Origin of the sequence: Magnetospirillum gryphiswaldense MSR-1 v2 (assembly GCF_000513295.1) — a bacterium.
In the GTDB taxonomy this organism is placed as follows: Bacteria; Pseudomonadota; Alphaproteobacteria; order Rhodospirillales; family Magnetospirillaceae; genus Magnetospirillum; species Magnetospirillum gryphiswaldense.
On record NC_023065.1, the window covers coordinates 45,206 to 68,526 of the forward strand.

Below are 23,321 nucleotides of genomic sequence, written 5' to 3' on the forward strand. Positions count from 1 at the left end.
TCACGGCGATGAAGACTAAGGTTATCAGCCTGGACAATCAGAGCGTCGGCGAGATCGATCTCTCCGACGACGTGTTTGGCCTGGCGGTTCGCAACGATTTGCTGCACCGCATGGTCAGCTATCAGCTGTCGAAGCGTCGGTCCGGCACTCACAAGACCAAGGGGATCAGCGAGATCTCCGGTACCACCAAGAAGCCCTTCAATCAGAAGGGTGGCGGTCGTGCACGTCAGGGTTCTCTGCGTTCCGCGCAGTTCCGTGGCGGCGCCACCATTTTCGGCCCGGTCGTGCGTTCCCACGCTTTCGACATGCCGAAGAAGGTGCGCAAGCTGGCCCTGAAGGTTGCCCTGTCGGCCAAGGCCGCCGAAGGCAAGCTGGTGGTGCTGGACAACGCTACCGCCGCCGCTCCCAAGACCAAGGCTCTGGCCGCGCAGTTCAAGGCGCTGGGTTGGGCTTCGGTTCTGGTCATCGACGGTGCCGTTGACGGCAATTTCGCCCTGGCGTCCCGCAATATCCCCCATGTGGACGTGCTGCCGGAAGTCGGCGCCAACGTGTACGACATCCTGCGTCGTGACACCCTGGTGTTGACCAAGGACGCTGTCGCCGCCCTGGAGGCTCGCCTGAAATGAGCAAGGTCATCGTCTCGAAGGAACGGATGTTCGACATCATCCGCGCGCCCGTGATCACCGAAAAGGCGACCATGGGTTCCGAGCACAATCAGGTCACCTTCAAGGTGCCGCTGAACGCTTCCAAGCCCGAGATCAAGGCCGCCGTCGAAGGCGTGTTCGGGGTCAAGGTCACCGCGGTGAATACCCTGGTGGCCAAGGGCAAGGTCAAGCGCTTCCGTGGCCGTATCGGCGTCCGCAATGACGTCAAGAAGGCGGTCGTGACGCTGGCCGAAGGCCAGTCCATCGACGTGACGACGGGAGTCTGACGCCATGGCTTTGAAGAACTACAAGCCCACGACTCCGGGCCGTCGTCAGCTGGTGACGGTTGACCGCTCGGAATTGTGGAAGGGCAAGCCCGAAGCGGCGCTGACCGAAGGTCTGCGCAAGAAGGGTGGCCGTAACAATCTGGGCCGCATCACCGTCCGCTTCCGTGGCGGCGGGCACAAGCGCCGCTATCGTATGGTCGACTTCAAGCGCGACAAGTTCGATATGCCCGCCACCGTGGAACGGTTGGAATACGATCCCAACCGGACCGCCTTCATCGCCCTGGTGGTGTATGAAGATGGCGAAAAGCGCTACATCCTGGCCCCGCAGCGCCTGGCCGCCGGTGATATCGTCATCTCCGGTGAAAAGGTCGACATCAAGCCGGGCAACGCCCTGCCGCTGAAGAATATTCCGGTCGGCACCGTTGTTCACAATGTCGAGCTGAAGGTCGGCAAGGGTGGCCAGATGGCCCGCTCCGCCGGTACCTTCGTCCAGCTGGTCGGCAAGGACCAGGGCTATGCCCAGCTTCGCCTGTCTTCGGGTGAACTGCGCGTCGTCCGCGGTGAATGCATGGCCACTGTCGGCGCCGTTTCCAACCCTGACCAGCAGAACATTTCGCTGGGCAAGGCTGGTCGCAAGCGTTGGCTGGGCTTCCGTCCGCACGTCCGTGGCGTTGCCATGAACCCCATCGACCACCCGCATGGTGGTGGTGAAGGTCGTACCTCCGGGGGCCGTCATCCGGTTACCCCGTGGGGCAAGCCGACCAAGGGTAAGAAGACGCGTTCCAACAAGAAGACGGATCGGCTCATCATGCGCCGCCGTCAGGCTCAGTAAGGAGGGACGGGAATGGCTCGTTCCGTATGGAAGGGTCCGTTTGTCGACGGGTACCTGCTCAAGAAGGCGGATAAGTCGCGTGCCAGCGGCCGCAACGAGGTCATCAAGATCTGGTCGCGTCGCTCCACCATTTTGCCGAACTTCGTGGGCTTGACCTTCGGCGTTTATAACGGCCAGAAGTACATCCCCGTTCTCGTTACCGAGAACATGGTTGGTCACAAGTTCGGTGAATTCTCGCCGACCCGTACCTACTACGGTCACGGCGTCGACAAGAAGGCGAAGAGGAAGTAAGCCATGGGCAAGAAGCCTGCTGAGCGCGTTCTGGCGGATATCGAAGCGAAGGCGTTCTCGTCTTCCATCCGCACCAGCCCGCGCAAGCTCAACCTGGTGGCTGCGTCCATTCGCGGCCTGAAGGCGGAGACCGCCCTGCACCAGCTCACCTTCTCCAAGCGCCGCATCGCCGGTGTGGTGAAGGTGGTGTTGCAGTCGGCCATCGCCAATGCCGAGAACAACCACCAGTTGGACGTTGATCGTCTGTATGTGGCCGAAGCCTATGTGGGCAAGGCCATGGTGATGAAGCGCTGGCGTGCCCGTGCTCGCGGTCGTGTCGGTCGGATCGAGAAGCCGTTCTCGAACCTGACCGTCATCGTGCGCGAACGCGAAGAAGCGACCGGGGAGTAAGACTATGGGTCAGAAAGTCAATCCGATCGGCCTGCGCCTCGGCATCAACCGCACCTGGGATTCCCGTTGGTTCGCCGACGGCGACTACGCCAAGATGCTGCACGAGGATCTGAAGCTGCGTGATTACCTGCGCAAGAAGCTGGCTCAGGCCGGCGTGTCGCGGGTGATCATCGAGCGTCCGGCCAAGAAGGCCCGCATTACCATTCACACCGCCCGTCCGGGCGTGGTGATCGGTAAGAAGGGTGCCGACATCGAAGTGCTGCGCAAGACGCTCAGCAAGATGACCGGTGGCGAAGTTCATCTGAACATCGTCGAAATCCGGAAGCCGGAACTGGACGCTCAGCTGGTGGCCGAGTCCATCGCCCAGCAGCTGGAACGTCGCGTGTCCTTCCGCCGCGCCATGAAGCGTGCGGTGCAGTCGGCCATGCGTCTGGGCGCCCAGGGCATCCGTATCAACTGCTCGGGCCGTTTGGGCGGCGCCGAAATCGCTCGCATGGAATGGTACCGCGAAGGCCGCGTGCCCCTGCACACCTTGCGCGCCGACATCGATTACGGTATCGGCACCGCCAAGACCACCTATGGTACCTGCGGTATCAAGGTGTGGGTGTTCAAGGGCGAGATCCTGGCTCATGATCCCATGGCTCAGGACAAGCGCGCCGCCGGCGAGTCCGCTCCCGTCGACCGTCGCTGATTTGAGAGGGGAGAGAGATGCTTTCGCCCAAGCGTACTAAGTTCCGTAAGCAGCATAAGGGCCGCATCCATGGCGATGCCAAGGGCGGTTCCCAGCTGAATTTCGGCGCCTTCGGCCTCAAGGCCATGGAGCCGGAGCGTATCACCGCTCGCCAGATCGAAGCGGCCCGTCGCGCCCTCACCCGTCACCTGAAGCGTCAGGGCCGGGTGTGGATCCGGATTTTCCCGGACGTGCCGGTTTCGACCAAGCCTGCCGAAGTCCGCATGGGCTCCGGTAAGGGTACCCCCGAATTTTGGGTGGCCCGGGTCAAGCCCGGTCGCGTAATGTTCGAGGTCGATGGCGTGCCGGAAGATCTGGCCCGCCGTGGTTTTGAACTGGCCGCTGCCAAGCTGCCGATCAAGACCAAGTTCATCGTTCGTATCGGGGAGTAAAGTCATGGCGAACAAGTCCAGCGATCTGCGCGCCAAGACCGACGATCAGCTCAAGGAATCGCTCCTGGCGCTGAAGAAGGAGCAGTTCAATCTGCGTTTCCAGAAGGCCTCGGGCCAGCTGGAAAACACTGCCCGGGTGCTGACGGTGCGCCGCGAAGTTGCGGCCATCAAGACCATTCTCGGCGAGCGCCTCCGCGCCGCCAAAGCCGCCTAAGGAGCGTTACTAATGCCGAAGCGCATTCTCCAGGGCGTGGTCGTCAGCGACAAGATGGACAAGACCGTGGTGGTCAGCGTCGAACGGCGCGTCATGCACCCGATCTACAAGAAGTTCATCCGTCGTTCGAAGAAGTATCACGCCCACGACGAGAACAACCAGTTCAAGACCGGCGACACTGTCCGCATCTTGGAGTGCCGTCCGATCTCGAAGACCAAAACCTGGGAAGTGATCGTAGAGCAGGCCTAAGGCCGGTTCTGACGATATCAACCTGGAAAAGAAGGAAAACTCGACATGATCCAGATGCAAACCAACCTGGACGTCGCCGATAATTCGGGTGCCCGCCGGGTGCAGTGCATCAAGGTTTTGGGCGGTTCGCACCGCACCATCGCCAATGTGGGCGACGTTATCGTCGTCTCCATTAAGGAAGCGATTCCCCGCGGCAAGGTGAAGAAGGGTGACGTGCATCGCGCCGTCATCGTCCGCACCGCCAAGGAAATCCGCCGGGCTGATGGTACCGCGATCCGTTTCGATACCAATGCCGCCGTGCTCATCAACAAGCAGGGCGAACCGATCGGCACCCGTATTTTTGGCCCGGTCACCCGTGAACTTCGCGGTAAGAAGTTCATGAAGATCATCTCGCTGGCTCCGGAGGTGCTCTAATGGCCGGTCTTAACGTCAAGAAGGGCGATCAGGTTGTCGTGATCGCCGGCAAGGACAAGGGCAAGAAGGGCGAAGTCATCGCCGCTTACCCGAAGGAAGAACGCGTGGTCGTTCAGGGTGTGAACAAGGTCAAGCGCCATGTTCGTCCCTCTGCCGCCAACGCGGGTGGCATCGTCGAACAGGAAGCCGCCCTGCACGTGTCCAATGTCGCCCACGTCGATCCCAAGGATGGCAAGCCGACCCGCGTCGGCGTGAAGGTCCTGGAAGACGGTCGCAAGGTCCGCGTCGCTAAGCGGTCCGGCGAAGTCATCGACCGGTAATGGGGGAGCAACAGACCATGACCGCGCGTTTGCGTAATCACTACGACACCAAGGTCCGCCAGGCCCTGCAGGAGGAGTTCAACTACTCCAATCCCATGCAGGTGCCGAAGCTGGAAAAGATCGTCATCAACATGGGCGTGGGCGAAGCTGCCCAGGACGCCAAGAAGATCGACGCCGCCATCGCCGAAATGACCCTGATCGCGGGTCAGAAGCCGGTGGTGACCAAGGCCAAGAAGTCCATCGCTCAGTTCAAGCTGCGCGAAGGCCAGGTTGTTGGCTGCAAGGTCACCTTGCGCGCCGAACGCATGTATGAATTCCTCGATCGTCTGATCACCATTGCGCTGCCCCGCGTCCGCGACTTCCGCGGCGTTCCCGGCAAGAGCTTTGACGGCCGCGGCAATTATTCGCTCGGCCTGAAAGAACAGCTCATTTTCCCGGAAATCAACTACGACAAGGTTGATACGACCCGGGGCATGGACATCATTTTCGTCACGACGGCCAAGTCCGATGCGGAAGCCAAGGCGCTTCTCAAGGGCTTCGACATGCCGTTCGCTGGCTGATGGGAGTTAGCAGCAATGTCTAAGATCAGCTCTGTCGAGCGCAACAACAAGCGCGCGAAGCTGGCCAAGCAGATGGCAGGCAAGCGCGCCCGCCTGAAGGCTCAGGTCATGGACCGCGAGGCTTCGCCGGAAGAACGTTTCAATGCCGCCTTGAAGCTGGCGGAAGTTCCCCGCAACTCGGCCAAGAATCGTGTTCGCCTGTTGTGCGAACTGACCGGTCGTCCGCGTGGTAACTACCGTAAGTTCAAGATTTGCCGCAACAAGCTGCGCGAGCTTGGGAATCTGGGTCAGATTCCTGGGCTGGTGAAGTCGAGCTGGTAAGGGAGGCCATACAATGTCTATGACCGATCCGCTCGGCGATATGCTCGCCCGCATCCGCAATGGTCAGCGCGCGAACAAGTCGTCGATCACCTCGCCCGCTTCCAATCTGCGCGTCAACGTGCTGGAAGTCCTGAAGCGTGAAGGCTACATCCGTGGTTATGCCAAGTCCGAAGTCCGCGCCGGCGTGTCCGAGCTGACCATCGAACTGAAGTACCACGAGGGTAAGCCGGTGATCACCAAGATCGCTCGCGTCTCGACCCCCGGTCGTCGCGTTTATTCCAAGATTTCCGATCTGACCCGCGTGGCGAATGGTTTGGGCATCTCTATCCTCTCGACTCCTCGCGGCGTCATGAGCGATACCGAAGCCCGCACCGCCAATGTGGGCGGTGAAGTTCTCTGCCAGGTGTTCTAAGGAGGGACTGACAGATGTCGCGAGTCGGCAAATATCCCGTGCCGGTGCCGTCTGGAGTCACTGTCCAGATCGCCGGTACCGAATTCATCGCCAAGGGCAAGCTGGGTGAGTCCCGGATGCCCCTGTCGGACGAAGTTGAAACCACCATCGAAGGCTCCGAAGTTTGGGTCAAGCCCAAGTCGGATTCCAAGCGCGCGCGCATGATGTGGGGCACCACCCGCGCCCTGATCAATAATTTGGTCAAGGGCGTGTCCGACGGCTTCACCGTCAACCTGGACATCAACGGCGTGGGTTACCGCGCCGCTGTCGAAGGGAAGAATTTGAAGCTGGCCTTGGGCTATTCTCATGATATCGACTATCCGATTCCGGATGACGTCACCATGAAGTGCGAAAAGCCCACCTCGATTTCCATCACTGGCCGCGATAAGCAGATCGTCGGGCAGCTTGCGGCGGAGATCCGGTCGTTCCGTGGTCCCGAGCCCTACAAGGGCAAGGGCATCAAGTACTCGACCGAGACCATCCTGCGCAAGGAAGGCAAGAAGAAGTAAGGGGCTCTGCCATGATGACGCCGAAAGAATTGTTCGAGCGCCGCAAGCGGCGCGCCCGGGCCAGCATCGCGAAGAAGTCGGGTGGACGTATCCGCCTGTCGGTTTTCCGCTCTGGCAAGAATATCTATGTCCAGGTTATCGACGACGTGCAGGGCAAGACCCTGGCGGCTGCTTCGACGCTCGACAAGGAGCTGAAGGGCTCCTTGAAGACCGGCGCCGACACTGCGGCGGCTGCCGCTGTCGGCAAGCTGATCGCCGAGCGGGCCAAGGCGGCGGGCATCACCGAGGTGGTGTTCGATCGCGGCGGTTACATCTATCACGGTCGGGTGAAAGCCCTGGCCGAAGCGGCCCGCGAAGGCGGCCTGTCGTTCTAAGGGAAAAAGACTATGGCACGTACTCCCAATTCCGAGGGAACCGAACAGCGTCGCGGCCGTGGCCGTGGCGGTGAAGGCGGCGAACGTGACGGTCGTGGTCGCGGTCGTGGCGGCCCCGAGGCCGCCCGGCCCGAGCGCGAAGAGAACGAATTCGTCGATAAGCTGGTCCACATCAACCGCGTGGCCAAGGTGGTCAAGGGCGGTCGTCGCTTCGCCTTCGCTGCCCTGGTGGTGGTTGGCGACGCCAAGGGTCGCGTCGGTTACGGCTCGGGCAAGGCCCGTGAAGTTCCCGAAGCCATCCGCAAGGCGACCGAACAGGCCAAGCGCAACATGATCAAGGTGAACCTGCGTGAAGGTCGCACCCTGCATCATGACGTCACCGGTCACTTCGGTGCCGGTCGTGTTGTTCTGCGCGCCGCTCCGGCCGGTACCGGCATCATCGCCGGCGGCCCGATGCGCGCCGTGTTCGAGACCATGGGCGTGGCCGACGTCGTCGCCAAGTGCCTGGGCACCTCGAACCCGCACAACATGATCAAGGCGACCTTCGACGCCCTGGTGTCCTTGAACAGCCCCCGCTCGGTGGCTGCCAAGCGTGGCAAGAAGGTTGGTGACATCATCGGCCGCCGTGATGGCGCCGCTGCTGCCACCGCCGCGTAAAGGAGGCTGGAATGGCTGACAAGAAGACCGTTCGCGTCACCCAGGTGCAAAGCCCCATCGGCCGCGAGGGCGACCAGCGCGCCACCCTGATCGGCCTGGGTCTGAACAAGATGCATCGTACCAAGGAGCTGGAGGATACTCCGGCCGTCCGTGGCATGATCCGTAAGGTTCAGCACCTGGTTCGGGTTGAAGACTAATCTTTCGTTCGGTCCCCGCCTCGGCGGGGACCGGATACGAGGAATGAAGAGATGACGAAGCTCAACGATCTGCGCGACAACGAAGGCGCCCGCTACAAGTTCAAGCGCATCGGCCGCGGCATTGGTTCGGGCAAGGGCAAGACCTCGGGCCGTGGCGTCAAGGGCCAGGGTTCCCGTACCGGTGTCGCCCTGCAAGGTTTTGAAGGCGGCCAGATGCCCATCTACCGCCGCCTGCCCAAGCGCGGTTTCAAGAACATCAACGCCAAGGAATTTGCCGTGATCAATCTCGGCAAGCTCCAGGCCGCTATCGATGCCGGCAAGCTCAACGCCGCCGAAACCATCACTGCCGACATCTTGGCCGCTGCCGGCCTGGTCGGTAAGATCGGTGACGGCGTCCGCCTGCTGGGCCGTGGCGAACTGACCGCCAAGGTGACCATCGAAGTCGCCGGCGCCTCCGAAGCGGCGGTCGCCGCCGTGGAAAAGGCTGGCGGTTCGGTGAAGGTTTCCGGTGCGGAAGCGGCCCAGGGCTGATTAGCCCTCGGTTTTTCCGTAGCGATCCTTTATAAAGCGCCCCAGGGCCCCCGGACCTGATGCCAAAAGCCAGGCAAGGGACTGGGGCGCTTTTTTCTTTGTGAACTGGTGCCGCCGGATCAATCGGCTGGTGCCGTCGGGTAACACCATAACCGGAGCCTTTGGCATGGCCTCTGCTGCCGAGCAGCTTGCCGCGAACCTGAATTTTGGCGTTCTGGCGAAAGCCACCGAACTCAAGAAGAGGATCTGGTTCACCCTGTTGGCCCTGGTCGTTTATCGACTGGGCACCTGGATTCCCATTCCCGGCGTCGATCCGCATGTGATGGCGGAAATGTTCAAGCAAAGCGGCAGCGGTCTGCTCGGCATGTTCGACATGCTGGCCGGCGGCGCCTTGCAGCGTATGACCATTTTCGCCCTGGCGATCATGCCCTACATCTCGGCCTCCATCATCATCCAGCTGATGACGACCATCGTCCCCAGCCTGGAAGCGATCAAGAAGGAAGGCGAGTCGGGCAAGAAGAAGATCAACCAGTACACCCGCTACCTGACCGTCGTCATCGCCACGTTCCAGGCCTACGGCATCGCCGTCGGTCTTGAAGGCATGAGCGGTTCCATGGGCTCGGCGGTGATCATGGACAATCATCTTCTGTTCCGCTTCTCCACCGTCGTCACCCTGGTGGGCGGCACCATGTTCCTGATGTGGCTGGGTGAGCAGATCACCGCGCGCGGCATCGGTCAGGGCACCTCGCTCATCATCATGGCCGGTATCGTCGCCGAATTGCCCAGCGCTCTGGCCGGCACCCTGGAACTGGGTCGGACCGGCGCCCTGCCGGTGCTGCTGATCATCTTCCTGCTGATCATGGCGGTGGTGATCATCGCCGGTATCGTCTATTTCGAGCGGGCCCAGCGCCGGATCATCGTCCAGTATCCAAAGCGCCAGGTCGGCAACAAGATGTTTGGTGGCGAATCCAGCCATCTGCCCTTGAAGCTCAACACCTCGGGCGTCATTCCGCCTATCTTCGCCAGCTCGCTGTTGCTGATGCCCATGACCGTGGCGCAGTTCTATGCCGGCGGCGGCGGTCCCGAGTGGCTGACCACCTTCACCGCCCTGATGGGCCGTGGACAGCCGTTGTATCTGGGCATCTATACCGCGCTGATCGTCTTCTTCGCCTTCTTCTATACCGCCGTGGTGTTCAATCCGGTGGATACGGCCGATAACCTGAAGAAGAACGGCGGCTTCATCCCCGGTATCCGTCCGGGCAAGAATACCTCGGATTATCTGGATTATGTCCTCACCCGTCTGACCGTGTTGGGCGCCATCTACCTGACCGCCCTTTCGGTGTTGCCGGAACTGCTGATCTCGCGCTTCTCGGTCCCGTTCTATTTCGGCGGTACCTCGCTTTTGATCGTGGTGACGGTGACCATGGACACGGTGTCGCAGATTCAATCGCATCTGCTGGCGCATCAGTACGAAGGTCTGATCAAGAAGTCCCGTCTCAGGGGGCGTCGCGGCTGAACCCATTAATAATAAAGGGGAGAACAACAAGATGAATCTGGTTCTGTTGGGGCCGCCGGGCGGCGGCAAGGGTACTCAGGCCAAGCGCCTGATGGACAAGTACGGTCTGGTGCAATTGTCCACCGGCGACATGCTGCGCGCCGCCGTCGCCTCGGGCTCGGATATCGGCAAGAAGGCCAAGGCGGTGATGGATGCCGGCCAACTGGTGTCCGACGACATCGTCATCGGCATCATCGATGACCGCCTGGACCAACCCGACACCAAGAACGGAGTCATCTTCGACGGCTTCCCCCGGACCGTCGCCCAGGCTGAAGCCCTGGATGCCATGATGGCCAAGAAGGGCAAGCAGCTGGATTTCGCCATTGAAATCCGCGTGCCCGACGCCCCCATCGTCGAACGCATCACCGGGCGCTACACCTGCGCCAAGTGCGGCGCCGGCTATCACGACAAGTTCCAGCAGCCGAAAGTCGCCGGAACCTGTGATTCCTGCGGCGGCACCGAGTTCACTCGGCGCGCCGATGACAATGCCGAAACCGTGAACAAGCGCCTTGCCGCCTATCACGATCAGACGGCCCCCCTGCTGCCCTATTATCAGGCCAAGGGGAATTATCATCTGGTGGATGGTACCCAGGATATCGCCGTGGTCACCACGGACCTGGAAGTCATCCTCGGAAAGGCCGGGTGAGATTGCGGATGGATGGATGGAGAGTCCCGTTGACTCTTCATCGATTCACCCTATAATCGCGCACCTTCGGTTTCCCCCATCCGGGCGAGGCCCGGATTGGTTTTATGTGTCGCCGTGGCGGATTTCCGCCGTGGTTCGTGTAACGACTTGGCGTGGGCAGTGGGCGTTTGGCCGCTTCCCAGATCACCTGTGTGAAGGAGTATCCAGCTTTGGCCCGTATCGCTGGCGTCAATATCCCGACCAACAAGCGCGTTGTCATCGCGCTGACCTATATCACTGGCATCGGCCGGACCAAGGCTGCCGAGATCTGCACCAAGCTGAGCATCCCCGCCGAGCGCCGGGTCAATCAGCTGACCGACGATGAAGTCCTGAAGATCCGCGAAATGATCGACAGCGATTACACCGTCGAAGGCGATCTGCGTCGTGAAGTTGCCATGAACATCAAGCGTTTGATGGATCTGGGCTGCTATCGCGGTCTGCGTCATCGTCGTGGCCTGCCGGTCCGTGGTCAGCGCACCCATACCAATGCGCGTACCCGCAAGGGTCCGGCCAAGCCGATCGCCGGCAAGAAGAAAGCCACCCGGTAATTTAGACCGACGTAAGCTAAGGATCACCTCACATGGCAAAGCCTGCTGCCGCTCGTCCGCGTCGTCGCGAGCGCAAAAACATCACCTCCGGTGTTGCTCACGTGAACTCCACGTTCAACAACACCATGATCACCATCACCGACGCCCAGGGCAACACCATCTCGTGGTCGTCCTCGGGTATGCAGGGCTTCAAGGGCTCGCGCAAGTCGACCCCGTACGCCGCCCAGGTGGCTGCCGAAGACGCTGGCCGCAAGGCCATGGAACACGGCATGCGCACCCTGGAAGTGGAAGTCAAGGGTCCGGGCGCTGGTCGTGAAAGCGCCTTGCGCGCGCTGCAGGCGGTGGGCTTTTCCATCACCTCGATCCGCGACGTCACTCCGATCCCGCACAACGGTTGCCGTCCGCGCAAGCGTCGTCGCGTCTGATCGGGTATTTGTTTCAGTGTTGCCGTCATCTTCCCCGCGATGCGGGTGAAGGTGGCGGTTGCGCCGTTCCGGACCCATTGGTCCTAGCATGAGGTCACGCTCGTGATTCAGAAGAACTGGCAGGAATTGATCAAGCCCTCCAAGCTCCAGGTCGAGCCCGGTGCCGACGCTGCCCGCGTCGCTACCGTGATTGCCGAACCCCTCGAACGCGGCTTCGGCATGACTTTGGGCAACAGCTTGCGCCGCATTTTGCTGTCCTCGCTTCAGGGTGCCGCGGTTACCGCCATCCAGATCGAGGGTGTGCTGCATGAGTTTTCGTCCGTTCCGGGTGTGCGGGAAGATGTCACCGACATCATCCTGAACATCAAGAATTTGGGCCTGCGCATGCATGGCGAAGGGCCGAAGCGTATGCAGCTGCGGGCCTCCGGCCCCGGCGAAGTCAAGGCCGGCATGATCGAAGCGGGTCATGACATCGAGATCATGGACCCCGATCTGGTGCTGTGCACCTTGGATCAGGGCGCCAAGCTGAACATCGAATTCACGGTGGAAACCGGCAAGGGCTATGTGCCGGCGTCGCAGAACCGCACCGAGGATTCGCCCATCGGCCTGATCCCCATCGATGCCATCTTCTCGCCGGTGAAGAAGGTCGCCTACAAGGTGGAAAACACCCGCGTCGGCCAAGTCACCGATTACGACAAGCTGTCCATGGTGCTGGAAACCAACGGCGCCGTCACTCCCGATGACGCGGTGGCTCTGGCCGCCCGCATCCTGCAGGACCAGTTGCAGCTGTTCATCAACTTCGACGAACCGACCCATGTGGTCGAGGAAGAGAAGAAGGACGAACTGCCCTTCAACAAGAACCTGCTGCGCAAGGTGGACGAGCTGGAATTGTCGGTTCGTTCGGCCAACTGCCTGAAGAACGACAACATCATCTATATCGGCGATCTGGTGCAAAAGACCGAAGCCGAGATGCTGCGCACCCCGAACTTCGGCCGCAAGTCCCTGAACGAGATCAAGGAAGTGCTCTCGCATATGGGTCTGCATTTGGGCATGGAAATTCCCAATTGGCCGCCGGAGAACATTGAAGATCTGGCTAAGAAGCTGGAAGAGCCCTACTGAGCTCTGAGATTGATCGCGTGACCGTGGGATGCCCACGGTCACGCGTTTGTTTTAAAGGACCAATCCGGTCCGCCCCGAGCGTGCTTCCTTTCAGAGGGCGCTTCGGGAGTGCCATCGGTTCTCGCCCGGCGAGGCCAAGCTCAAGGAGAGTGTCATGCGTCACGGAATGTCCGGTCGTAAGCTGAATCGTACCAGCTCGCATCGTAAGGCCATGTTTTCCAACATGGTTACTGCCCTGCTGAAGCACGAGCAGATCAAGACCACCCTGCCCAAGGCCAAGGATCTGCGTCCGATCGCCGAAAAGATCATCTCCCTGGGCAAGTCGGGCACCTTGCACGACCGTCGCCGCGCCTTCGCCATCCTGCGCGACGACGCCGTGGTCGCCAAGCTGTTCGCCGTCATCGGCCCGCGCTACAAGGATCGCAACGGTGGTTACACCCGCGTGCTCAAGGCCGGTTTCCGTTACGGTGACTGCGCCCCCATGGCGGTGATCGAGCTGGTTGACCGCGATCCGGCGGCCAAGGGCACCGATTCCGGCCCGACTGCCGAGAAGAATGCCGAATCCGAGGAATAAGCCCCGCGGATTTCACGATAAAGGCGCCGTGCGAACGGCGCCTTTTTTGTTGTCGGCGATCTGGGCGCTCAAGAGGGAGTGTTATTGCGCGGCGATGCGGGCGGCGTTGGCATTGGCGGCGGCACGGGTGTTGGGGCGGCCCATGGCGCTGACATTGGCCTCGACCGTACGGGCCAGAGAGTTGAGGTCCATGCGTGAGGTGACGTTGCGGGTTTTCAGCCGCTCGGCGAAGGCCTTGACCGTATCGGGGCTGCCCGGTTTGCCGAATACCTGAGCGAAGCTGGCGCGGCCCAGACCCTGGTAGCATTTGGTCATCAACACCGCGCCTTGGAACAAGGACAGGCTGAAGCCGCCCAGCAAGGTGGTGCGGGTGGCTTCCGAGATGCTGCAAAAGGCGGCGGTCAATTCGCGCTTGTCGTTGTCGGACAAGGGACCCAGGGCATTGCGCACCTGCGGGTCGTTGAGGGTCTCCCACCAGAAATCGTGCTCGCGCGAATTGTTCTCCACCAGGATCGGCTCGGGGGCTGGGGGCGCGAGCGCCTTGACCGTGGCCTTGCCGTTGGTGCCCTTGCTGTTGGTGATGGGGGTGCCGCCGGCGGCGACCACGGCCGCGTCCACTTCGTCAGCGGTCTTCAAATCCAAGAGCGCCGGACCCAACTCGCGCATCTTCGCCGCCGGCATGGGGGCGTAATGGGCGACCAGTGGCACTTGCCATTCGTGGATCAGATATTCGTTCATGGCGGCATAGAGCCGGCCCGCCTTGCTGGCCGCATCATTGGGGTCGCCGCCCAGGCTTTGACGAAATTGGCGTTTGGCGTGGGTGCGTACGATCATGGCGATGATGTCATGCACCGACCGACCGCAGCGCAGGCGGACGAAATCGTCATTGACCAGACGCCCCTTGTCGTCCACCAGCAGATGATCGAAAGCCTCGCGCCGTTTGCGGAAGATCAGCAGGCAGCCATGCAGCATGTCGGGACTGGCTAGCACCGCATCATAGAATGCGTCGCCCTTGAACTCGCGGAAGGCGGGAATCAATTCGCGATAGACATCAGCCACCGGACCCTTCAGGGCCTCGGTGATGCGTTTGACCGCACTGTTGTGGTCTATCTCGCTCAACGCACACCTCTGGAAGCAATTCTGCTCCCCCCCCGACTTGGACGGCCCCATCCCCTCCTAAAGTCGCAATTGATGATAATGAGCGATAAGCTCGGGCAAAGCAAACGACACAATGTGACAAAGCCGCAGAATGCGTGGGGTTGACTTCCGGGGGCGCTTGGTCCCATGGTCACAACACTGTACCGAAGGGGGGTCTCGACGAGCGAGGCTGAGAGGCCGGGGCTAGTGCCGGCGACCCTTTGAACCTGATCCGGGTCATGCCGGCGAAGGGATCGGACCGCAACTCCGCCATTCGTCCAGCATCCCCGTCCATTTTGAAGGCGGAACACCATGCTCGACAATCCCGAGTCGCTTAAGGTCACCACCGGCGCCTTGCCCGGTTCACGCAAGATCCATGTGGAAGGCTCGCGCCCCGATATCCGCGTGGCCATGCGCGAGATCGACCTGGAGCCGTCGGCGGAAGAACCGCCGGTGCGTGTCTATGACACCTCGGGGCCCTATACGGATCCGGCGGCACAGGTGGATATCACCCGGGGCTTGCCGCAAATCCGCCGCCCGTGGATTTTGGCGCGCGGTGACGTCGAGGAATATGAAGGCCGTGCCCACAAGCCGGAAGACGACGGGCTGAAGCCGGGCGAGGTCATCGGCGTGCCGGTATTCGACCGCCAGGGTCTGCGTCCGCTGCGGGCCAAGGCCGGCCAGGTGGTGACCCAGATGGCCTATGCCCGGCGCGGCATCGTCACCGCCGAGATGGAATATGTGGCCATCCGCGAAAACCTGCGCATCGCCGAGGCGCGCGCGGCGGCGGAACGTGACGGCGAGGATTTCGGCGCCGATATCCCCGATCAGGTGACGCCTGAATTCGTCCGCGACGAAATCGCCCGCGGCCGCGCCATCATCCCCGCCAATATCAACCACCCGGAAACCGAGCCGATGATCATCGGCCGCAACTTCCTGACCAAGATCAACGCCAATATCGGCAATTCCGCCGTGGCGTCGAGCGTGTCGGAAGAAGTGGAAAAGATGGTGTGGTCCATCCGCTGGGGCGGCGACACGGTGATGGATTTGTCTACCGGGCGTCATATCCATGCGACGCGGGAATGGATCTTGCGCAATGCGCCGGTGCCCATCGGCACCGTGCCCATCTATCAGGCGCTGGAGAAGGTCGACGGCAAGGCCGAGGACCTGACTTGGGAAGTGTTCCGCGACACCTTGATCGAGCAATGCGAGCAGGGCGTCGATTACTTCACCATCCATGCCGGTTTGCGTCTGGCCTATATCCCGCTGACCGCCAAGCGGGTCACCGGCATCGTCAGCCGCGGCGGCTCGATCATGGCCAAGTGGTGCTTGGCCCATCACAAGGAAAATTTCCTCTACACCCATTTCGAGGATATCTGCGAAATCCTCAAGGCCTATGACGTGGCGTTCTCGTTGGGCGATGGCCTGCGTCCCGGCTCCATCGCCGACGCCAACGACGCCGCCCAGTTCGCCGAGTTGGAAACCCTGGGCGAATTGACCAAGATCGCCTGGAAGCACGATTGCCAGGTGATGATCGAGGGGCCGGGCCATGTGCCCATGCACAAGATCAAGGTCAATGTGGAAAAACAGCTTAAGCTGTGCGGCGAAGCGCCGTTCTACACCTTGGGGCCGCTGGTCACCGATATCGCGCCCGGCTACGACCACATCACCAGCGCCATCGGTGCGGCGATGATCGGTTGGTTCGGCACCGCCATGCTGTGCTACGTGACGCCGAAGGAGCATCTGGGCCTGCCCGATCGCCAGGACGTGCGTGAAGGGGTGGTCACCTACAAGCTGGCCGCCCATGCCGCCGATCTGGCCAAGGGGGTGCCGGCCTCGCGCGAGCGTGACGACGCGCTCTCCCGCGCCCGCTTCCAGTTCCGCTGGCGCGACCAGTTCAACCTGTCGCTGGACCCGGACAAGGCGTTGGAATTCCACGACCAGACCTTGCCGGCGGAAGGCGCCAAGGTCGCCCATTTCTGTTCCATGTGCGGACCCAAATTCTGCGCCTACAAGATCAGCCAGGAGGTAAGAGACATGGCTGCGGAGCAGGGTATGGAGCAGATGAGCGAGAAGTTCCGCAGCGAAGGCGGCGAAATCTATAAGGCGGAAAAGCCGGCGGCGGAGTAAGCCGCCTCAATGAATGGTGCGAAGCTCCCCCACGGGAGCTTCGCCCATCTCGCCCATGGCGGCGATGATGGCGTCGCTGGTGGCCGGGCAGATGGTTTTGTCGGTGTCGGGAATTTCGATCTCGATGAAACTGGTGCCGTTGCCATCCTTGCGCAGTGATGGCATGAAGCCGGACTCCCGCAACAGCCGCAAGGCGCCCTCGGGCTGTTCCAGGGCGGTGATCACCGCCTGGGTCAGCGGGTGGGGCAGGGCCGGCAGCACATCGAAATACAGCCGACCGATGCTGACGTGATCACCCTGGGCGATATGGCGCAGGATCGTTTCCGCCCGCGCGGCCACCGCCATCATCACCCGGCGCGGCTGGGCGTGCGCGGCATCGGCGTGCAGGGAACGGCACAGATCATCCAGGCCGTGGTGCCAGTGCGGATTGCGTAGGATGATCGCCACTAATTGGCGGGACATGTATTCCACATCGTCGTGGCGGGCCATGGTCTTTCTCCGTCGGTACCTGAAGCTGATACGGACGATGACGGCAGGTCAGGCGATGGATTTATGCTGGCCCTTGACCTCGTACATGGCGTGGTCGGCATGGCGCAGCAAGTCGCCGGCGCTGCGCCCGTCGAAGGGGTAGCAGGCAATGCCGATGGACAGGTCGACACGTAATTCGGTGTCGCCCCAGTTCAGCGGTTGACGGGCCGCATTGCGGCATTGTTCGGCGATGCGGCTGGCAGTGGGGGCGGGCTCATCCAGATCGGTCAGCAGGATGGCGAATTCGTCGCCGCCGATACGGGCCACCGTGTCGGTTTGCCGCAACTGGCTGGTCAGGCAATCGGCCACGTGGCGCAGCATGGCATCGCCGGCCTGATGACCCTTGCTGTCGTTGATGGGCTTGAAGCCATCCAAATCCACATAGAGCAGGGCGAAGCCCTGGCCCTGGCGTTGCGCCCGCATCAGCGCCTGATCCAGCCGATCCTCGAACATGGCGCGGTTGGGCAGGCCGGTCAGCATGTCGTGATGGGCCAGATGGCTCATGCGGGCTTCGCTTTGGCGCAGGGCTTCTTCCTTTTCCCGCAAGACGCCGAGCAGGAAGTTGAAGCCCTTGGCCACCTCGCCCACCTCGTCATCGCTGTGGATGGGCAGCGAGCGGATTTCCTGCTCGCCACGAGCCATGCGGTGCAATTGCCGCGCCGCCTGGGTCAGTGGGCGGAACAGGCGCGGCAGCATGATCAGCAAGACGGTGATGACGGTGACCGACACCACGATACTGCCGCGGATGACCAGGGTCATGATGTGCTCGACCGGCTGCAAGGCCTCGACGGTGGGGAGGCGGGCGACCAGGAACCAGCCCGGCGTCGGCACCGAGGCGATGGCCGACAATTCCTCGACACCCTTGAGGTTGGTGGTGATGCCGGTACCGCGAAAGCCGGCCATGGCCCGGTCATGCAGCGGGTTCAGCCCCGGTGCCGGCAGCGGCTTCAGTGCCCGATCGGAATCGGTGGCGGTGATGAACAGGCCATCGCGCGGATCGACCAGCAGAAAGCCGCCGGTTTCCCCCACCCTCTTTTCCGCCAGCTGATAGAGGAAATTGGGGGAGTTGATGGCGCTGGTCCCGGTCAGGATGGCGGTCACCGCACCGGCCTGATCGCGGACCGGCACCGCCATGGTCAGCACTGCCGTGCCGTCTTCGCCGTGGCGGTAGGGCTTGCCGATATGGGCGGCGCCGGTGGCGGGAACCGCCTTGAACCAGTCGCTGTCGACAATGGAAATAAGTGGGAGGTCGGGGCGCGAGGTGGCCAACATGGCGCCATCGGACGCCCGGATCAGATGCAGGCCTTGCGAGAAGAACGGCAGGGCGGCGTGGCGCTCGGTCAGCCAGGCATTCAGCCGTTGCGGCCCGGCCAGTCCGGCCATCGGCAGGCCATTGGCCAGATTGGTCAATAGCTCCAACCGCAACCGCACTTTGTCTTCGACATCGCGGGCGGCGTATTCGGCGATGGACAATTGATGGGCCGCCGACAAAGCGACCACGTCCTCGGTCAGCAGAGTGCGCAGCATGGTGAAGCGGGTGACGAAGCCCATGGCCACCATGATCAGGGCCAGGGTCATCAATTTGAAGATGATGCTGCGGCTTAGGCGTTTCAACCTGGCCGCCACTCGGTCAAAGCCCATTTCGGTCCCCTTGTGCGTCTGCACACATGGCCACAGGCCATGGCGGGTTGTCAAAGGGGTGTGCTGATAATTAGCCGAAAACGGCAGTATTTTTGCGGATGGATAGGGCCTTTACCCTAGGTTTGATATGGTTTTTGGCCGCCTTGACAATTAATATACGACCGGTCTATTTTAAAAATCATGAACAGCACTCTCCCCCGCCGGCGTGGTCGCCCCCCCAAGGTGGCGCCCGATAATACGGATACACGCACAGCCCTGGTTCGCGCCGGGGTGGAATTGCTGACCGAGCAGGGATTCGTCTCCACCGGCATCGATCAGGTGCTGAAGAAAGTGGGGGTGCCCAAGGGCTCGTTCTATCACTACTTCGCCAGCAAGGATGATTTCGGCTTTGCCGTCATCCATGCCTATGGCGCCTATTTCGCCGCCAAGCTGGATCGCTGGCTGGCCAATCCGGCCCGACTGCCGCTGCAAGGTCTGGCCGATTTCGTCGCCGACGCCAAGGCTGGCATGGCCCGGTTCGATTTTCGCCGAGGCTGTCTGGTCGGCAATCTGGGCCAGGAACTGGGCGGAAGCCACGATGAATTCCGCCGTCGCCTCGAAGCCATCATGATGGATTGGCAGGCCCGCGTCGCCGCTTGCCTGCGCCAGGCCCGCGCCGCCGGCCAGATCAAGCCCGACGTCGATTGCGAGCGCATGGCCGAGTTCTTCTGGACCGGGTGGGAAGGCGCCATTTTGCGGGCCAAGCTGACCCGCTCGACCCGGCCCATGGACGTGTTCGCCGAAACATTTTTCACGCTTCTGACGGAGTAGCTCCATGTTCAAAGCCATCCTGATCGAAAAGGACGATGCCGGGTATCGCGCCGGCGTGACCGAACTGGCCGATGATCGCCTGCCCGAAGGTGACGTCACCGTGCGGGTCGCGTACTCGACCCTCAATTACAAGGACGGCTTGGCCATCACCGGCAAGGGGCCGGTGGTGCGCAGCTTCCCCATGGTACCGGGCATCGATCTGGCTGGCACGGTCGAGACTTCGTCCCATGTCGGGTACAAGCCCGGCGATCAAGTGGTGCTGAACGGCTGGGGCGTGGGCGAAACCCATTGGGGCGGGCTGGGGCAAAAGGCCCGGCTGAAGGGTGATTGGCTGGTGCCGTTGCAGGCGCCGTTCACGCCTGCCCAGGCCATGGCCATCGGCACCGCCGGCTATACCGCCATGCTGTGCGTGCTGGCCCTGGAAAAGAACGGCATCACCCCGGAAAAGGGCGAGGTGCTGGTCACCGGTGCCGCCGGCGGTGTCGGCTCGGTGGCGGTGGCGGTGCTGGCTAAGCTGGGCTATTGCGTCGCCGCCTCGACCGGGCGCCCGCAAGAGGCAGACTATCTGAAATCCCTGGGTGCGGCCGAGGTGATCGACCGCAATACCCTGTCGGCGCCGGGCAAGCCCTTGGCTAAGGAACGCTGGGCGGCGGCGGTGGACAGCGTCGGCAGCCACACCTTGGCCAATATCTGCGCCCAGATGCGGTACGGCGGCGTGGTCGCCGCCTGCGGTCTGGCCCAGGGCATGGATTTTCCCGCCACCGTCGCCCCCTTCATCCTGCGCGGCGTGACCCTGGCCGGGGTGGACAGCGTCTATCGCCCGCGCGACCAGCGCATTCAGGCATGGCAGCGTCTGGCCAGCGATTTGGACGTGTCCAAGCTGGAGGCCATAACCACCACCATCGGCCTGGGGCAGGTTGTCGAAACCGCCGGCCAATTGCTGTCCGGTCAGGTGCGTGGCCGCGTCGTCGTCGACGTCAATTCGTAAAGGGGGAAAGTTCCGTGACCGACAGTAAACCCATCAGCCGCTTCGCCGTGCCCAAGCTGGCCGACCTGCCCGCCGATATCCGTTCTACCATCGAGGCGGTGCAGGAAAAGGCCGGTTTCGTCCCCAACATCTTTTTGGCCCTGGCCCATCGGCCCGACGAGTTCCGCGCCTTTTTCGCCTACCACGATGCCTTGATGGAGCGCGACGGCGGGTTGTCCAAGGCCGAGCGCGAGATGATCGTGGTCGCCACCTCGGCCGCCAATCAGTGCCAATATTGCGTCATCGCCCATGGCGCCATCCTGCGCATCCGGGCCAAGAACCCGCTGTTGGCCGATCAGGTGGCGGTTAATTACCGCAAGGCCGACATCACGCCCCGGCAAAAGGCCATGCTGGATTACGCCATGAAGGTGTCGCAAGCCGCCTGGGGAATCAGCGAGGCCGATCATGAGGTTTTGCGCGGCCATGGTTTCAGCGATGACGATATCTGGGATATCGGCTCGATTTCCGCCTTTTTCGGCCTGTCCAACCGGTTGGTCAATATGGGGTCCATCCGCACCAACGATGAATTCTATCTGATGGGGCGGCTGCCCAAGGGCTAATCGGCCAGATCGACCACCACGGCGCAATGATCGCTGATCGCCGGCTGGCCGTCCTGGGTCAGCCGGTCCAGGTCGACGCGCCAGGTTTTGGGCGGACGTCCGCGACCCGCCCACAACAGATGGTCGATGCACGGGCCATCGGGCTGGCCGGTCAGGGTCGATTGCGGCGGTTGCCCCAATTCGCTGCGGCAATCGCGCCAGCCGGTGGCGTTCAAGGCAAAGCTTTCGATGGGGGCATTGAAATCGCCGCCGATCAGGGCGGTACCGGGACGCTTGGTCACCTGCTGGGCGGCGGCCAATTGCCGTTGCCGCAGATCATTTTGCGCCAGATGGGTCAGATGCAGGTTGGTCACCGTCAACGGCCCGGCAGGGGCGTCGATTTCCACCACCAGGGCGGCGCGTTCGCCGTCGTCGGCATGGTCGGGCAGGGGGATGGACAAGGTCGAGCGGATGGGAAAGCGCGACAGCACCGCCAGTCCCGACCGGCTGTCGGCGCGGATGCCTTCGATGTTACGCGGCTTTTCCCGTAAGGCCAGATTGGCCACATGGCAGCCCAGGCGGGCAGCGATGGTGTTGCCGGTGTGCAGACCCAGGGCCGGAGCGTCGAGGACTTCCTGCAACAGCACCACGTCGGGGCGCAACTCGACCAGGGCTTCGGTCATGGCGGCCAGACGGGCGCCATAGGCGCCGTCGCCTTTCCAGGTGTTCAGACTGATGACGCGCATGATCCCTCCAGGGTGAAGCGCTGCAACAAGGTGAAGACACTGCCGTCGTGCTGGCGCATCAGACAGATCGAGGCGATGCGCAAGGGTTCCGCCTCGGCCTCGGCCACCAGCGGGCGCAACAGCGCCTCGGCCATGGGCGCCTCGGCCTCGTCCAGTCGGCGGGTCAGGGTCATGTGGAAGCGGTATTCATCGAAGACGTAGGGATAGCCCCAATGCTCCAGCAAATCCCGCTGGCGCGGCGACAGGGGCGCGGCCAGCCGCTTGGCCAGTTCACCCGCGTTCAAGGCGGCGCGGAAGGAATCGAGACGGCGCACCGCCTCGGCCGCCAGGGCCTGAATGGCGGCGGAATCCTGGCCGGGTCGCAGGGCGTAAAAGCCATGCAGGCGGGCCAGGACGGGCGGGGCTTCGTCAATGGCGGCGGATTGGCTGGCCAGGGTCGCGCATGCGGCCCGCAACTGCTCTTCCGTCTGGCCCGGGGCCAGACGGAACGGCGCCTTCAAGGTGGCGTGAAAGCCGTAAACCCGCGCCTCTGCGGTCAGATCGGCGGGCAGGGTGCTCAGCCAGTCTTCACCCAGGCGGGCCAGGGCGGTGCCGTCCTCGGGGATGACGTAAAGGGCATAGCGTGTGGTCATGGCGCTTCGGTCTTTCGCGTCGGCGGGCGGCGTTCTCTTACTTGGCCTTGTGCGGATCGGGCAGTGAACGTTGTGTGACAGCTATCCGGATGACTAGACCTATGCGGGATTGGTCCAAAGATCAGGTGCCCGGCTCGAACACCAGTTGCACACGGTCCGAGGCCCAACGCGCCACGGTGTATTCCACCGGCCTGCCGGTGGCGTCGATGTTGATGCCTTCGCTCATCAGGATCGGTTTGTTGGGCGGCTGTTGCAGCAGATGCGAATCGCCCGCCCGCGCCGTGCGCGCCGTCACCCGGGTGGTGCGGCGGATGGGGTCGGCGATGCCGTAATGGGCCAGGGCCTGGGTGAACGAGCCCGATTGCTGATAGATGGCGGCGATATCGGGAAAACGGCCCTTGGGGAAGTAATGGGCCGAGACCGACATGGGGCGGCCATCGGCCTCGGCCAGACGTTCGATCATCACCACGGCGCTGCCCTTGCGGATTTCCAGCGCCTTGGCCACCGCCCCTTCCGCCGGCACTTCCACCACCCGAACCACCCGGCCCGAGGCCTCGCGCTTGTTGGCGGCGATGTTTTCCGAGAACCGGGTGCGGCGGCGCACCTGATATTCGATGACGCTTTCCTGCACGAAGGTGCCGCGCCCCTGTTCGATGCGCACCAACCCCTTTTCCCCCAGGGCGGCGATGGCCCGGCGCACGGTGTGGCGGTTGACGTCGAACTGGCCGGCCAATTCGTGCTCGGTCGGCAGTTTGTGGCCGGGCGCCACCTTGCCGGCGATGATGTCGCGTTCCAGGGTTTCGGCGATTTGCCGCCAAAGCGCGGTGCCGGCACCGCGGGACAGGTCGGTCGTCGTCATGGA

At 62.4% G+C, this 23,321-nt stretch carries 35 protein-coding genes and 1 riboswitch; of the genes, 29 read left to right on the forward strand and 6 right to left on the reverse strand.

Annotation, left to right across the window (positions count from 1 at the left end; all coding sequences use genetic code 11):
- Positions 1 to 8: 8 nt before the first annotated feature.
- The 25 genes from rplD to rplQ all read left to right on the forward strand — a co-directional run bounded on the left by rplD (position 9) and on the right by rplQ (position 13,269).
- A complete protein-coding gene (gene rplD, locus MGMSRV2_RS00200) occupies positions 9 to 626 on the forward strand; it encodes a 50S ribosomal protein L4 (protein WP_024078298.1) in 618 nt (205 codons plus the stop codon).
- The gene (locus MGMSRV2_RS00205) at positions 623 to 931 is read left to right on the forward strand and encodes a 50S ribosomal protein L23 (protein ID WP_024078299.1); all 309 of its coding nucleotides are present in this window, start codon (positions 623 to 625) and stop codon (positions 929 to 931) included. The genes rplD and MGMSRV2_RS00205 overlap by 4 nt, the downstream gene beginning before the upstream one ends.
- 4 nt (positions 932 to 935) lie before the next feature.
- On the forward strand, positions 936 to 1,763 hold the full coding sequence (gene rplB / locus MGMSRV2_RS00210) for a 50S ribosomal protein L2 (RefSeq protein WP_024078300.1): 828 nt from the start codon (positions 936 to 938) through the stop codon (positions 1,761 to 1,763).
- 12 nt (positions 1,764 to 1,775) lie between these two features.
- Positions 1,776 to 2,054, forward strand: a complete 279-nt coding sequence (rpsS, locus tag MGMSRV2_RS00215) for a 30S ribosomal protein S19 (protein WP_024078301.1) — start codon at positions 1,776 to 1,778, stop codon at positions 2,052 to 2,054.
- A gap of 3 nt (positions 2,055 to 2,057) precedes the next feature.
- On the forward strand, positions 2,058 to 2,444 hold the full coding sequence (rplV, locus tag MGMSRV2_RS00220; RefSeq protein WP_024078302.1) for a 50S ribosomal protein L22: 387 nt from the start codon (positions 2,058 to 2,060) through the stop codon (positions 2,442 to 2,444).
- A 4-nt stretch (positions 2,445 to 2,448) separates the two neighbouring features.
- Positions 2,449 to 3,135 carry a 30S ribosomal protein S3 gene (gene rpsC / locus MGMSRV2_RS00225; RefSeq protein ID WP_024078303.1) on the forward strand — a complete coding sequence of 229 codons (687 nt, stop codon included), beginning with the start codon at positions 2,449 to 2,451 and terminating at the stop codon, positions 3,133 to 3,135.
- A gap of 17 nt (positions 3,136 to 3,152) precedes the next feature.
- Positions 3,153 to 3,566, forward strand: coding sequence for a 50S ribosomal protein L16 (rplP, locus tag MGMSRV2_RS00230; protein WP_024078304.1), 414 nt, complete (start codon positions 3,153 to 3,155; stop codon positions 3,564 to 3,566).
- Between the two features lie 4 nt (positions 3,567 to 3,570).
- A complete protein-coding gene (gene rpmC, locus MGMSRV2_RS00235) occupies positions 3,571 to 3,780 on the forward strand; it encodes a 50S ribosomal protein L29 (RefSeq protein WP_024078305.1) in 210 nt (69 codons plus the stop codon).
- A 12-nt stretch (positions 3,781 to 3,792) separates the two neighbouring features.
- Positions 3,793 to 4,029 (forward strand): 30S ribosomal protein S17, encoded by a 237-nt coding sequence (gene rpsQ, locus MGMSRV2_RS00240; RefSeq protein WP_024078306.1) that lies wholly within the window; start codon positions 3,793 to 3,795, stop codon positions 4,027 to 4,029.
- A 45-nt stretch (positions 4,030 to 4,074) separates the two neighbouring features.
- A complete protein-coding gene (gene rplN / locus MGMSRV2_RS00245; protein ID WP_024078307.1) occupies positions 4,075 to 4,443 on the forward strand; it encodes a 50S ribosomal protein L14 in 369 nt (122 codons plus the stop codon).
- Positions 4,443 to 4,763 carry a 50S ribosomal protein L24 gene (rplX, locus tag MGMSRV2_RS00250; RefSeq protein ID WP_024078308.1) on the forward strand — a complete coding sequence of 107 codons (321 nt, stop codon included), beginning with the start codon at positions 4,443 to 4,445 and terminating at the stop codon, positions 4,761 to 4,763. The genes rplN and rplX overlap by 1 nt, the downstream gene beginning before the upstream one ends.
- A gap of 17 nt (positions 4,764 to 4,780) precedes the next feature.
- Positions 4,781 to 5,323, forward strand: a complete 543-nt coding sequence (gene rplE / locus MGMSRV2_RS00255; protein ID WP_197538547.1) for a 50S ribosomal protein L5 — start codon at positions 4,781 to 4,783, stop codon at positions 5,321 to 5,323.
- Positions 5,324 to 5,338: 15 nt separating this feature from the next.
- The gene (gene rpsN, locus MGMSRV2_RS00260; protein WP_024078310.1) at positions 5,339 to 5,644 is read left to right on the forward strand and encodes a 30S ribosomal protein S14; all 306 of its coding nucleotides are present in this window, start codon (positions 5,339 to 5,341) and stop codon (positions 5,642 to 5,644) included.
- 13 nt (positions 5,645 to 5,657) lie between these two features.
- The gene (gene rpsH / locus MGMSRV2_RS00265; protein ID WP_024078311.1) at positions 5,658 to 6,056 is read left to right on the forward strand and encodes a 30S ribosomal protein S8; all 399 of its coding nucleotides are present in this window, start codon (positions 5,658 to 5,660) and stop codon (positions 6,054 to 6,056) included.
- Between the two features lie 14 nt (positions 6,057 to 6,070).
- Positions 6,071 to 6,604 (forward strand): 50S ribosomal protein L6, encoded by a 534-nt coding sequence (gene rplF, locus MGMSRV2_RS00270; protein ID WP_024078312.1) that lies wholly within the window; start codon positions 6,071 to 6,073, stop codon positions 6,602 to 6,604.
- An 11-nt stretch (positions 6,605 to 6,615) separates the two neighbouring features.
- On the forward strand, positions 6,616 to 6,978 hold the full coding sequence (gene rplR / locus MGMSRV2_RS00275) for a 50S ribosomal protein L18 (RefSeq protein ID WP_024078313.1): 363 nt from the start codon (positions 6,616 to 6,618) through the stop codon (positions 6,976 to 6,978).
- A 12-nt stretch (positions 6,979 to 6,990) separates the two neighbouring features.
- Positions 6,991 to 7,635 carry a 30S ribosomal protein S5 gene (gene rpsE / locus MGMSRV2_RS00280; RefSeq protein ID WP_024078314.1) on the forward strand — a complete coding sequence of 215 codons (645 nt, stop codon included), beginning with the start codon at positions 6,991 to 6,993 and terminating at the stop codon, positions 7,633 to 7,635.
- Between the two features lie 11 nt (positions 7,636 to 7,646).
- A complete protein-coding gene (gene rpmD, locus MGMSRV2_RS00285; RefSeq protein WP_024078315.1) occupies positions 7,647 to 7,832 on the forward strand; it encodes a 50S ribosomal protein L30 in 186 nt (61 codons plus the stop codon).
- Between the two features lie 51 nt (positions 7,833 to 7,883).
- Positions 7,884 to 8,363, forward strand: coding sequence for a 50S ribosomal protein L15 (gene rplO, locus MGMSRV2_RS00290; protein WP_024078316.1), 480 nt, complete (start codon positions 7,884 to 7,886; stop codon positions 8,361 to 8,363).
- A 166-nt stretch (positions 8,364 to 8,529) separates the two neighbouring features.
- The gene (gene secY / locus MGMSRV2_RS00295) at positions 8,530 to 9,879 is read left to right on the forward strand and encodes a preprotein translocase subunit SecY (RefSeq protein ID WP_024078317.1); all 1,350 of its coding nucleotides are present in this window, start codon (positions 8,530 to 8,532) and stop codon (positions 9,877 to 9,879) included.
- Positions 9,880 to 9,910: 31 nt separating this feature from the next.
- Positions 9,911 to 10,564 carry an adenylate kinase gene (locus MGMSRV2_RS00300; RefSeq protein WP_024078318.1) on the forward strand — a complete coding sequence of 218 codons (654 nt, stop codon included), beginning with the start codon at positions 9,911 to 9,913 and terminating at the stop codon, positions 10,562 to 10,564.
- 209 nt (positions 10,565 to 10,773) lie between these two features.
- Positions 10,774 to 11,151, forward strand: a complete 378-nt coding sequence (gene rpsM, locus MGMSRV2_RS00305) for a 30S ribosomal protein S13 (RefSeq protein WP_024078319.1) — start codon at positions 10,774 to 10,776, stop codon at positions 11,149 to 11,151.
- 32 nt (positions 11,152 to 11,183) lie between these two features.
- Positions 11,184 to 11,576 (forward strand): 30S ribosomal protein S11, encoded by a 393-nt coding sequence (gene rpsK / locus MGMSRV2_RS00310; protein ID WP_024078320.1) that lies wholly within the window; start codon positions 11,184 to 11,186, stop codon positions 11,574 to 11,576.
- Positions 11,577 to 11,678: 102 nt separating this feature from the next.
- Positions 11,679 to 12,695 carry a DNA-directed RNA polymerase subunit alpha gene (locus MGMSRV2_RS00315; RefSeq protein ID WP_024078321.1) on the forward strand — a complete coding sequence of 339 codons (1,017 nt, stop codon included), beginning with the start codon at positions 11,679 to 11,681 and terminating at the stop codon, positions 12,693 to 12,695.
- 154 nt (positions 12,696 to 12,849) lie between these two features.
- Complete coding sequence (rplQ, locus tag MGMSRV2_RS00320) at positions 12,850 to 13,269, forward strand: 50S ribosomal protein L17 (RefSeq protein ID WP_024078322.1); 420 nt, start codon at positions 12,850 to 12,852, stop codon at positions 13,267 to 13,269.
- 81 nt (positions 13,270 to 13,350) lie between these two features.
- On the opposite strand, the gene MGMSRV2_RS00325 is transcribed toward rplQ, so the two are convergent.
- Entirely contained in the window at positions 13,351 to 14,388 is a 1,038-nt protein-coding gene (locus MGMSRV2_RS00325; RefSeq protein WP_052588808.1) for a hypothetical protein, read from the reverse strand.
- A 176-nt stretch (positions 14,389 to 14,564) separates the two neighbouring features.
- Positions 14,565 to 14,677, forward strand: a riboswitch (TPP riboswitch).
- Positions 14,678 to 14,718: 41 nt separating this feature from the next.
- On the opposite strand from MGMSRV2_RS00325, the gene thiC reads away from it, so the two are divergent.
- On the forward strand, positions 14,719 to 16,536 hold the full coding sequence (thiC, locus tag MGMSRV2_RS00330) for a phosphomethylpyrimidine synthase ThiC (RefSeq protein WP_024078324.1): 1,818 nt from the start codon (positions 14,719 to 14,721) through the stop codon (positions 16,534 to 16,536).
- Positions 16,537 to 16,542: 6 nt separating this feature from the next.
- On the opposite strand, the gene MGMSRV2_RS00335 is transcribed toward thiC, so the two are convergent.
- Positions 16,543 to 17,025 (reverse strand): hypothetical protein, encoded by a 483-nt coding sequence (locus MGMSRV2_RS00335; protein ID WP_024078325.1) that lies wholly within the window; start codon positions 17,023 to 17,025, stop codon positions 16,543 to 16,545.
- Between the two features lie 48 nt (positions 17,026 to 17,073).
- A complete protein-coding gene (locus tag MGMSRV2_RS00340) occupies positions 17,074 to 18,705 on the reverse strand; it encodes a diguanylate cyclase domain-containing protein (RefSeq protein WP_024078326.1) in 1,632 nt (543 codons plus the stop codon).
- A 180-nt stretch (positions 18,706 to 18,885) separates the two neighbouring features.
- Between MGMSRV2_RS00340 and acuR the strand changes: the two genes are divergently transcribed.
- From acuR to MGMSRV2_RS00355, 3 genes are read left to right on the forward strand one after another with little or no spacing between them, the layout of a single operon-like run.
- On the forward strand, positions 18,886 to 19,515 hold the full coding sequence (gene acuR, locus MGMSRV2_RS00345; protein WP_024078327.1) for an acrylate utilization transcriptional regulator AcuR: 630 nt from the start codon (positions 18,886 to 18,888) through the stop codon (positions 19,513 to 19,515).
- Positions 19,516 to 19,519: 4 nt separating this feature from the next.
- The gene (acuI, locus tag MGMSRV2_RS00350; RefSeq protein WP_024078328.1) at positions 19,520 to 20,503 is read left to right on the forward strand and encodes an acrylyl-CoA reductase (NADPH); all 984 of its coding nucleotides are present in this window, start codon (positions 19,520 to 19,522) and stop codon (positions 20,501 to 20,503) included.
- Between the two features lie 14 nt (positions 20,504 to 20,517).
- A complete protein-coding gene (locus tag MGMSRV2_RS00355) occupies positions 20,518 to 21,102 on the forward strand; it encodes a peroxidase-related enzyme (RefSeq protein WP_024078329.1) in 585 nt (194 codons plus the stop codon).
- On the opposite strand, the gene MGMSRV2_RS00360 is transcribed toward MGMSRV2_RS00355, so the two are convergent.
- The 3 genes from MGMSRV2_RS00360 to phnF form a co-directional block, all read right to left on the reverse strand.
- Positions 21,099 to 21,827 carry an endonuclease/exonuclease/phosphatase family protein gene (locus MGMSRV2_RS00360; RefSeq protein ID WP_024078330.1) on the reverse strand — a complete coding sequence of 243 codons (729 nt, stop codon included), beginning with the start codon at positions 21,825 to 21,827 and terminating at the stop codon, positions 21,099 to 21,101. The genes MGMSRV2_RS00355 and MGMSRV2_RS00360 overlap by 4 nt on opposite strands.
- The gene (locus MGMSRV2_RS00365) at positions 21,809 to 22,459 is read right to left on the reverse strand and encodes a DUF1045 domain-containing protein (protein ID WP_024078331.1); all 651 of its coding nucleotides are present in this window, start codon (positions 22,457 to 22,459) and stop codon (positions 21,809 to 21,811) included. Before MGMSRV2_RS00365 ends, MGMSRV2_RS00360 begins: the two co-directional genes overlap by 19 nt.
- Positions 22,460 to 22,580: 121 nt before the next feature.
- Positions 22,581 to 23,318: a phosphonate metabolism transcriptional regulator PhnF gene (gene phnF / locus MGMSRV2_RS00370; RefSeq protein ID WP_024078332.1), complete on the reverse strand. Its 738-nt coding sequence runs from the start codon at positions 23,316 to 23,318 to the stop codon at positions 22,581 to 22,583.
- Positions 23,319 to 23,321 lie beyond the last annotated feature (3 nt).